Annotated in this window: 10 protein-coding genes, 2 tRNA genes and 1 pseudogene; 6 read left to right on the top strand and 7 right to left on the bottom strand. The window is 35.4% G+C overall.

The genetic code is table 11. The features are described from left to right. Positions 1 to 157: 157 nt before the first annotated feature. Positions 158 to 259, top strand: a pseudogene (locus tag GO684_RS06080) (transposase); the annotation flags it as partial. Between the two features lie 258 nt (positions 260 to 517). On the opposite strand, the gene GO684_RS04640 reads toward GO684_RS06080, so the two are convergent. The 5 genes from GO684_RS04640 to der all read right to left on the bottom strand — a co-directional run bounded on the left by GO684_RS04640 (position 518) and on the right by der (position 4,144). Then, a tRNA-Ser gene (locus GO684_RS04640) sits at positions 518 to 608 on the bottom strand. A 157-nt stretch (positions 609 to 765) separates the two neighbouring features. Continuing rightward, the gene (ppa, locus tag GO684_RS04635) at positions 766 to 1,281 is read right to left on the bottom strand and encodes an inorganic diphosphatase (protein WP_175939320.1); all 516 of its coding nucleotides are present in this window, start codon (positions 1,279 to 1,281) and stop codon (positions 766 to 768) included. Between the two features lie 406 nt (positions 1,282 to 1,687). After that, positions 1,688 to 2,230: a demethoxyubiquinone hydroxylase family protein gene (locus tag GO684_RS04630; RefSeq protein WP_175939318.1), complete on the bottom strand. Its 543-nt coding sequence runs from the start codon at positions 2,228 to 2,230 to the stop codon at positions 1,688 to 1,690. Beyond that, positions 2,205 to 2,681: a disulfide bond formation protein B gene (locus GO684_RS04625; protein WP_246228234.1), complete on the bottom strand. Its 477-nt coding sequence runs from the start codon at positions 2,679 to 2,681 to the stop codon at positions 2,205 to 2,207. Before GO684_RS04625 ends, GO684_RS04630 begins: the two co-directional genes overlap by 26 nt. 50 nt (positions 2,682 to 2,731) lie before the next feature. Continuing rightward, positions 2,732 to 4,144, bottom strand: coding sequence for a ribosome biogenesis GTPase Der (gene der / locus GO684_RS04620; protein ID WP_175939314.1), 1,413 nt, complete (start codon positions 4,142 to 4,144; stop codon positions 2,732 to 2,734). A gap of 167 nt (positions 4,145 to 4,311) precedes the next feature. Between der and GO684_RS04615 the strand changes: the two genes are divergently transcribed. Beyond that, positions 4,312 to 4,533 (top strand): hypothetical protein, encoded by a 222-nt coding sequence (locus GO684_RS04615; RefSeq protein ID WP_175939312.1) that lies wholly within the window; start codon positions 4,312 to 4,314, stop codon positions 4,531 to 4,533. Positions 4,534 to 5,349: 816 nt separating this feature from the next. Further along, positions 5,350 to 6,876, top strand: coding sequence for an acyl-CoA carboxylase subunit beta (locus GO684_RS04610; RefSeq protein ID WP_175939309.1), 1,527 nt, complete (start codon positions 5,350 to 5,352; stop codon positions 6,874 to 6,876). 42 nt (positions 6,877 to 6,918) lie between these two features. On the opposite strand, the gene GO684_RS04605 is transcribed toward GO684_RS04610, so the two are convergent. Beyond that, a tRNA-Thr gene (locus GO684_RS04605) sits at positions 6,919 to 6,991 on the bottom strand. Positions 6,992 to 7,007: 16 nt separating this feature from the next. Here GO684_RS04605 and GO684_RS04600 point away from each other — a divergent pair. Genes GO684_RS04600 through pdxH form a run of 3 tightly spaced genes read left to right on the top strand, consistent with a single transcriptional unit; the run spans position 7,008 to position 8,541 of the window. Continuing rightward, complete coding sequence (locus GO684_RS04600) at positions 7,008 to 7,151, top strand: hypothetical protein (RefSeq protein ID WP_175939302.1); 144 nt, start codon at positions 7,008 to 7,010, stop codon at positions 7,149 to 7,151. After that, entirely contained in the window at positions 7,117 to 7,932 is an 816-nt protein-coding gene (mutM, locus tag GO684_RS04595; RefSeq protein WP_175939307.1) for a bifunctional DNA-formamidopyrimidine glycosylase/DNA-(apurinic or apyrimidinic site) lyase, read from the top strand. The genes GO684_RS04600 and mutM overlap by 35 nt, the downstream gene beginning before the upstream one ends. A 24-nt stretch (positions 7,933 to 7,956) precedes the next feature. Beyond that, a complete protein-coding gene (gene pdxH / locus GO684_RS04590; RefSeq protein ID WP_175939322.1) occupies positions 7,957 to 8,541 on the top strand; it encodes a pyridoxamine 5'-phosphate oxidase in 585 nt (194 codons plus the stop codon). Between the two features lie 26 nt (positions 8,542 to 8,567). Here the strand turns inward: pdxH and GO684_RS04585 are convergent, their stop codons facing one another. Further along, the gene (locus GO684_RS04585) at positions 8,568 to 8,768 is read right to left on the bottom strand and encodes a hypothetical protein (protein ID WP_175939305.1); all 201 of its coding nucleotides are present in this window, start codon (positions 8,766 to 8,768) and stop codon (positions 8,568 to 8,570) included. Positions 8,769 to 8,852 lie beyond the last annotated feature (84 nt).

Here is an 8,852-nt window from a genome sequence, read left to right as displayed (position 1 = left end):
TCTTTTACTGATTCCACGACTTTTTCATCTAATGATTTCGATTTCAACGCTATTTAAACTCGCTATTTTACTTACTTCAGCATGGCCCTTTCCATTGTTGTCTATCCGTTCCTTGTGCAGTGGAAATTAGTATAAGAACACAAGGAACTCTCCTTGCATGGATTGCGCTGGTTAGCATAAGTTAAAAAACTTAAAGGCACCTAAAAATATCGAGATTATATACCTACCATCACACTCACCTGAGCTCAATTCTATTGATTGCTTTGCTTGAGAGCGCTTTGTGCAAATTTTTCCTCACCCCACAATTAAACACTTCACAACGTCACTTATTTGACCCATTAACAATGAGAATCAGTATAAGAACTTTTGTAGAGGAGCAGTATGGCCACAAAAAAATATAAGATCCCATCTGAACTCCACAGCTTCACAAAAAACTCAATAGGTTAGGCGCGTTGTGTATGCTAAGCAAGGTAGAAATAGGTTGACATAGTGAATCTCATACTATGCTAATAACATGTGGAAGGAGAGGGATTCGAACCCTCGATACGACTTTTCAATCGTATAACGGTTTAGCAAACCGCCGCCTTCAGCCGCTCGGCCACCCTTCCAAATCTTGAGCCTCAAGACAAATACTCTATATAATACCAGGGCTTTACAACCTGTCTAACCTTTTAATAATAGTACCTTATATTAGGAATAGAATAGACCTTTAAACCGTTAATAACTATGATTTTACTATAACACAATAACTAAAATTAATATGCATTAACCTCCACTTTTAATAGCGCTCTCAATAATTTTTTTCGCTTCCTCTGCATCAACCCACTCTCCAATTATCACTGCTTTCTCTTCCTCTAGATCTTTATAGCGTGAAAAGAAGTGAGTAATTTTATTCAGTAGACTTTTAGGCAAATCAGAAAAGTTTTTTACATGATCATAATAGCTATCAACACCGGAAACAGGCACAGCTAATACTTTTTCATCTTCTCCCTTCTCATCCTTAGTAAGCAAAGCACCTACCGGACGTACCGATATTAAAACACCAGGCGCTAAGGGAAATTGAGTCAACACCAAAACATCTACGGGATCGCCATCACCCGCACAGGTATTTGGTATAAATCCATAATTGCAAGGATAGACCATTGCAGTAGATAAAAACCTGTCAACCCGTAATAATCCGAGTTCCCTATCAAATTCATATTTCACGGGCTCAGCATTTGCACTTATTTCAATTACCACATTTACTGCATCTGATGCTATAGTTATCTTACTCAAATCCATAAATTATCCCTTGCTTTAAGAATAAGCATTATATAATAGACTTCTTGCACAATCTAGAAAAAAGGCAATTATTTTAAATATTGGCGTTCTTTATAACGCTGCTGCTCTTAAATTGCTTCAGTTACAAATATTTAAGAAATTTACCAAGAAGTTACTTTGTTGGCTAGTTATCCACATTCTCCCTTATCTATTTGATGTTTTTTGATATCTTGAACACTTCATAAGCACAATTTACGCTATTAGGCATAGCAACCCTGCTATAGAAAAAGTTCAGATAAGGATGTAGCAAAAACACCTGGAAATTAAGCGCAATGCATTAAAAAAGATATACCTCTCTGGATTTTGGCCCACGATGAATCTTAAATTATAAAATATCTTTACGAGTAAAAAGCCGCCTGAGAATTAGCTAAATTAACTTAGAGAAATAAATAGCAGCTTTGCAGCCCGTTTTTATAAATGAAGATAAAACGTTGTAGCCAAGTGCACTTTCAGCGTTGTGTTCAATTGCAATATCTCTGTGTTCCAGCTCCTCATCACGAAATCTACTTATTGTTTCTTTTAATTCCCCATCTTCTAAATGTGAAACTTGTTCTCTATAGTGCTCTCCAATCACCTCCTCAACCGCAGCAGTGCAAGCCATAGCCGCTTTTTTGCCCATAATTGCAGTGACAACACCAAGTGATACTCCTAATACGCACCAAACTGGCAATAAAACAGTAGGGCGAACTTTTTGCTCTTTAATCTTCCCGTTAAAATAATGAAAATGTTTCTTTTCCTGCTCTTCCATCTCAATTATTTTATTGATTATAGAAGACTTCTTAAGAACAAACCTCTGACCGGAATAAACGCAAATAGCACCATATTCCCCAGCATGATTTACCCTAATTACTTGGTGCAAGAACTTACTGTCGCTACACCTTAAGCTATTCAGATTTCTTTCCTTCTTCACAATAAATTTTACCTGATAAGAATAAAGCTGCTATAAGATAAACAAGATTCCATGTTGCTAGAGAAATACCTAAAATATAACGAGGCCTGTCACAAGACGGAGAGTAACTATGGTTTAACAGATTATCTCTCAGCTCTTCTACGCTAGCGTTACCACTTGCTTGCTCTGTGCAGCCCAAAACATCATGAAATAAGTGGAGTTCAAGACCTATATGATAAAATGATATTATCACGCCCATAAGATAGCTGCAAAACATTGCATAAATTAGAATTTTGTTATTTTCAAGCATACACACCACTGCAAGTAATCCTGCAACATAATAAACCATCCTCTCGTATATACATAACTTACATGGCAGCATATTGAAAAAATATTCCAGTACGTACGCAAAAATTAGAGCAACAGCACCTGATAGTAAAAAGACTGTAGAAACTCTAGAGTTACTACACATAACTTTAAGTGTATTATTATACATAGCTCTGAAAGTATAGAACATAGTCTTCATTTTACATAGGGATTTTTATTCTTTTTTAAAAGAAGTCTAACAGGTATACCATCTATAAAGAAATTCTTCCTAAGATTGTTAGTTAAATAGCGTTTATAACTCTCATCAACACCTTCAGGCACATTACATATTAAAGAAAAAGCTGGAGGTTTAGTACCAATTTGAGCAATATATCTCATCTTAATTGCTCTACCTTTTACAAACGGGTGAGGATGCCTATCTAAAACATCAATTAGCCACTTATTCACCTTTGCAGTGCTGACTTTTTTATTTAAGGACTCGTTCACTTCAAGACACTTGTCTATTACATCACTGCAACGAATACCTTTTAGTGCAGAAATCGTTATAGTTGGCACTTCCAAGAATAACCTAGTTATCTCCTGTTGTCTTACAAACTTTGCCAACTTGCTTCTATCACTTTTATCTATTAAGTCCCACTTGTTTAAAACAATGATAATCCCCTTCCCTCCCTTGATTGCAGTTTCACCAATTGACAAATCCTGCTGCTCAATGCCAAGTAGAGAGTCTAGCATCAAAACCACCACATGAGAGCGCTTTATTGATTCCATGCTTTTTCCAACAAACTCTAATTCTAGATCATCCACAATACTTGCCCTTCTACGAATTCCTGCAGTATCGATGAGAGTAATAAGTTTTCCATTATGATTGTACGTAATATCCACGGAGTCACGTGTGGTGCCAGGTTCCGAACTCGTTATCAGTCTGTCTTCTGAAAGCAAACTATTTAAAAAAGTTGACTTTCCAACATTTGGACGGCCAATTATTGCAATCCTCAGTCTATTAGGTTTATTAGATTGACTTCCAGCGCGCAACGCTGGAATCTGCTCATTCTTTTTCTGGATCTCAGTGTCAGCTACTTTGATAACAGGCAAGGATTTTGGAATAACAGAGGAGTAATTTGTAGAAGAATCAATAACGCCAGCCAATGTACTGTAAAGATCAATCATGCCAAGATTATGTTCAGCTGAGATGTATACCGGGCCTATGAAATCAAAAAACTGCAGGTAATCAACATTTTCAGATCTATAACTTTCACATTTATTAGCTATAAGTATTACAGGCTTACTTGTTTTTTTTCTTAACCATTTTGCAAACTCTTTGTTTTGCTCATTTTGAACTTTTGCGTCAACAAGAAAAAAAATTACATTTGCACTAAATAAAGAAAATCGTATCTGTTCAATAACCTGAAGGGAGAAATTAGTTCGACCATTCCATCCCCCTGTATCTATAACCCTAAACTCCAAATCACTAATTCTTCCAACTCCCTCCCGTCTATCCCTTGTTACCCCAGGAACACTACTAACTACTGCTGCTTTTCTTCCCACTAGCCTATTAAACAAGGTTGATTTACCAGCATTTGGCAGGCCTACTATAGTGATTTTTAGCATAGTTCAAGAGCATGTTCTATATGAAGTAAATTATAACTGAAACTTTTCAATTAACTACGGACTTTGTAGATTATATCAGCATCCTAAAATTAAGAATTTTATCTTAACTCTATTATGTACAATAGGGGTAGTTATGCCAGGTTATAGAAAATAGAAAGTGCAAGTAAATGAAAAATCAGAGCAACCAGGGTATTCAAAAGAAACGTGGGAATTACAATCAAGCACAACAGTTTATGGGCACGTCAATAAAACATATGGAAGAAAATATTTTAAGTACGTTACACGAAATATATATACTCTATATCTTATATAATAAATCTGAAAAACTACCTAATGATGCAACCATAGAAAATAGAGCGAGATCATGTTTAGCTGCCATGTCATATTGATGTATCCAAAGAAGGAGAAAAGTTATCAGCAATAGATTATTAAATGCTGGTCTTACAAACATCTTATGGGGAATGATGCAAATGTTACTGAGGCTGGAAAAAGCAAACTACGGCTCTTTGATTAGAAATATCTAATCTAGTTTAAAAGGTAATAATATAAGCACAAGAACCTAAGCGTGAAGGTTACTTGTCGAGTTTAAATAGGTCGCATGCGACGGCATTAAAAAAAACAAAGAAAAGATATAATTAAAGGTGTCACAGCAGAAAGAAACAACAGATTCTCTTGTGTAAGATGTCCAGAAGTAAAGTGTTGTGGTCCCTGTAAAGTTTCTGAACAATCCGGAATTTTAAGATTTAGATGGGGCATTAAGGAGATGATATAACCCGAACACAAAACAGGCAATATTATAACATGCAGAGTGTACCTCAGGTGACTTTCCTAGTAGATAAGGAAAAATTTAAAATGATTTTATCTTTTGAAAATACCTCAGGCCTTAGCAAAATAACGGTGCACATGGACGATAAAAGTTGTGAAAATTTCTCAAAGTATTGTGAAGAATTAGCAAAAGAACCCCGTATAAGCAAGGTCGTTGAGGCCGCCAAAGGTTTTGTGCAAACAAAAAAGAGTAAAGTCCACCTCCTCCACCTTAGAAAAAGTTAGTAAATTGCAGCATTCTCAGAGCAGTGGATAGGAGTTACCAGCAAATTAACCATTATTATACATACACTGTTGCACATAGCAAAGGTGTATTGTATAGTTAGTGAAGTTTGTAAACTTAATAAGGTTTACAATCAATTTGAAAGTTATTTTACCACATGCAAGACTTTAAAACACTAGAAAATTTACAGACCAAAACGTTAGAAGCTGAAAAAGGGGGTGGTCTTGATAGAATTAACAAACAACATGAAAAAGGAAAACTAACTGCTAGAGAAAGGATTAGTATATTGCTTGACGAAAATTCGTTCGAAGAATACGACAAATTTGTGAAGCATCACGCAACTGACTTTGGTATGCAAAACGTTAGTTTTTTAGGCGATGGTGTTGTAATTGGCCATGGCACCATTTATGGCAGAAAAGTTTTTGTTTATTCTCAGGATTTTACTATTTTTGGCGGGTCACTTGGTGCATCACACGCAAAAAAAATATGCAAAATTATGGACATGGCAATTAATGCTAGAGTTCCCATTATCGGATTAAATGACTCTGGTGGAGCCAGAATTCAAGAAGGAGTAAATTCTCTTGCAGGTTACGGAGAAATCTTTCAAAGAAATGTAAATGCATCAGGCGTAATACCACAAATTTCCCTAATTATGGGTCCATGCGCTGGTGGTGCAGTTTATTCCCCAGCATTGACTGATTTTACCTTCATGGTAAAAAATAGTTCATATATGTTTATAACCGGACCAGATGTAGTAAAGAAAGTTACCTATGAAGACGTAAATCACGAAGATCTCGGCGGAGCAAAAATTCACACAAGTAAAACAGGAGTGGCAGATTTTGCGTTTAATAATGATATTGAAATGTTACTAAAAATACGTGAATTCTTTACCTTTCTACCAGCAAATAATCAAGAGCTACCAAAATCTGTACCAATCTGCAATGATGTTGATGACATTAATGAATCTTTAAATACCCTAATTCCTCACAATCATAACACCCCCTATGATATGTATGGACTAATTGAAAAAGTTTGTGACGAAAGGAAATTTTTTGAATTAAAACCTGATTTTGCTCGCAATATCATAATTGGGTTTGGTAGAATTAAAGGAAATACTATTGGTATTGTTGCAAACCAACCTATGCATCTTGCAGGATGTTTGGACATTAATTCTTCAAGAAAAGCCGCAAGATTTGTAAGGTTCTGTGACGCATTTAACATTCCTATTACCACACTTATTGATGTTCCTGGATTTCTACCAGGCACAAATCAAGAACACAATAATATAATACAACACGGAGCAAAGCTGCTTTATGCTTATGCTGAAGCAACTGTACCAAAGATTAGCCTTATTACCAGAAAAGCGTATGGTGGTGCATACATTGTGATGAATTCTAAACACCTAAAAGGTGACATAAATTATGCTTGGCCAACTGCCGAAATAGCTGTGATGGGCCCAGAAAGCGCAGTTGAGATTATATTTCGGCATAAAAAAGATCAACAAACATTTATTAAAGAATATAAAGAGAAATTTGCCAATCCATTTTTTGCTGCATCGCACGGATACATCGACGATATAATAGTGCCAAGCAAAACAAGGTATCATCTTTGCAAAGCATTAGAGCTACTAACAAACAAGAAAATAGAAAGAATATGGAAAAAGCATGATAACTTACCTCTATAACTCTCTACTAAGTCTTTATATGGCATGCAATACTATACAGCATGCCGTTACCAAGACTCGAACTTGGGACCTCGTCATTACCAATAACGCACTCTACCACCTGAGCTATAACGGCAGTATATACAATGATAATGAATAATATAAAAAAGAATAAAGAAAAAGAAGAGGAGAGAAAAAGACTAGTAAAAGCTCTAAAGCAAAATATTGTAAAAAGAAAAAAACAGCAGCAGGGTAGACAAGATGCCAGAACTCCCAGAAGTGGAAGTAATCTCTAATTTTTTGTTTAATGAGATCAAAAACAAGCAAATAAGCAGTGTTACAGTTAACAATTGGAATTTGCGCATACCAATCACACAAAATATAGATAACATATTAAAGGGCAAAGGCATAAATAATATCAAGCGTAGAGGCAAATATATAATTTGGCACATAGACAATGATATGGCTGTCATCATACACCTTGGCATGAGCGGAAAGCTCATATATGCTAAAAACAATCAAGCACAGAACAAACATGATCATGTAGTATTTTCATTTTCCGACAATACTTCAATAATCTTTAATGATCCAAGAAGATTTGGACTAGTTATTGTTTTAAATAAAGAACAAGAAGTAAGTTTTTTCAATGATTTTGGAATAGAGCCCCTTACAGATGAACTTAATGGAGGTTATTTACATAAGCTACTAAAAAACAAAAAGATCAATATCAAGTCAGCATTAATGGATAATAAATTAATAGCTGGCATAGGAAACATATACGCTTCTGAGAGCTTGTTTAGAGCTCGCATATCACCACTGAGGTCAGCACAAGATTTGACGTATAAAGAGTGCAAAAAACTTGCTACTGAGATAAAAAACACTCTGAGTGATGCAATCATAGCTGGCGGGTCAACGCTAAAAGATTATACACAGCCATCTGGATCTCGTGGACACTTTCAAAATAGTTTTTACGTATACAGTAAAGTCCAAAAACCTTGCAAAATTTGCAATAACATTATAACACTTATACGACAAAACGGTCGTAGCACTTATTTTTGCAATGCATGTCAGAATTAAGACTTCACTTTGAATATGACGTTTTTGCCTGAAAAAGATCCGCTTGATTTGTTTTCAAAATGGTATAAAGCAGTACTTAATTCTCCATGCAAACAACCAACTGCAATGACGCTAGCAACTTGTAGCAAAGGCTGCACTCCATCCGCAAGGGTAGTATTGCTAAAGGAATATAGCGAAGAAGGTTTTGTGTTCTTCACCAACATAAATAGTAGAAAAGGAAAAGAATTGACTGAAAATTCCAAGGCTGCACTAGTATTTCACTGGATAGAGTTTTCCAGGCAAGTGCGAATTGAAGGCGAGGTTAAACCTCTAGATGGTAAAAGAACTGACAAATATTTCTCCTCTCGAGCACACAACAGTCAAATTAGTGCATGGTGTTCAAAACAATCGAGCGTTTTAAAAAATTGGCAAGATTTCGAGCAAGCTATTGAACTAAAGGAGAAAGAATTTTACAATACACAAGTCCCCCGTCCTGATTTTTGGGTAGGATTCTGCATAATTCCCAAAATAATCGAATTCTGGCAAGAAGGTAAGCACAGAAGACATACTAGATTTAGGTATACTCTCTTTGAGAGAAAAAACTGGAAAATAGAACAGCTGTATCCTTGAGTTATATTATTTTAGATAAGTCTTAATCAGATCAGGCAAAGTTTTCTGCACATCTCTACCATTAATATGTCATCATTTCCAAGATATTTTGGCTGTATAAGATTCACTGCAATTATCTTCCCTTTAGGGTTATGCTTTTTATATAAAGCAAGAAATCCAACTTCATTACTATTTATACACCAACTCTTACTGTACAAATAGATAGAAAACAATGGAAAAGAAGTCATGCTGAAGTAAGTAAATAGCAAGGGTTAAATGGCATTAAAATCAAAATTATTGAATGAAAAAGCCGTAGAATCAGCAAAAGAGAT

The organism is Wolbachia endosymbiont of Litomosoides brasiliensis (genome assembly GCF_013366805.1).
GTDB lineage: Bacteria > Pseudomonadota > Alphaproteobacteria > Rickettsiales > Anaplasmataceae > Wolbachia.
The sequence above is the reverse complement of the archived record's forward strand: the minus strand, read 5'-3'. Positions and strand labels throughout refer to the sequence as shown.

What these genes read in the sequence shown, in the direction of transcription:
- der (WP_175939314.1), bottom strand. Translation starts at nt 4,144, where the DNA reads ATGCTAAAAATCACTATAGTAGGCCTGCCAAATGCTGGTAAATCAACC.
- ppa (WP_175939320.1), bottom strand. Translation starts at nt 1,281, where the DNA reads ATGGATTTGAGTAAGATAACTATAGCATCAGATGCAGTAAATGTGGTA.
- GO684_RS04600 (WP_175939302.1), top strand. Translation starts at nt 7,008, where the DNA reads ATGAATAATATAAAAAAGAATAAAGAAAAAGAAGAGGAGAGAAAAAGA.
- GO684_RS04610 (WP_175939309.1), top strand. Translation starts at nt 5,350, where the DNA reads ATGCAAGACTTTAAAACACTAGAAAATTTACAGACCAAAACGTTAGAA.
- GO684_RS04615 (WP_175939312.1), top strand. Translation starts at nt 4,312, where the DNA reads ATGAAAAATCAGAGCAACCAGGGTATTCAAAAGAAACGTGGGAATTAC.
- GO684_RS04585 (WP_175939305.1), bottom strand. Translation starts at nt 8,768, where the DNA reads ATGACTTCTTTTCCATTGTTTTCTATCTATTTGTACAGTAAGAGTTGG.
- GO684_RS04625 (WP_246228234.1), bottom strand. Translation starts at nt 2,681, where the DNA reads ATGTGTAGTAACTCTAGAGTTTCTACAGTCTTTTTACTATCAGGTGCT.
- mutM (WP_175939307.1), top strand. Translation starts at nt 7,117, where the DNA reads ATGCCAGAACTCCCAGAAGTGGAAGTAATCTCTAATTTTTTGTTTAAT.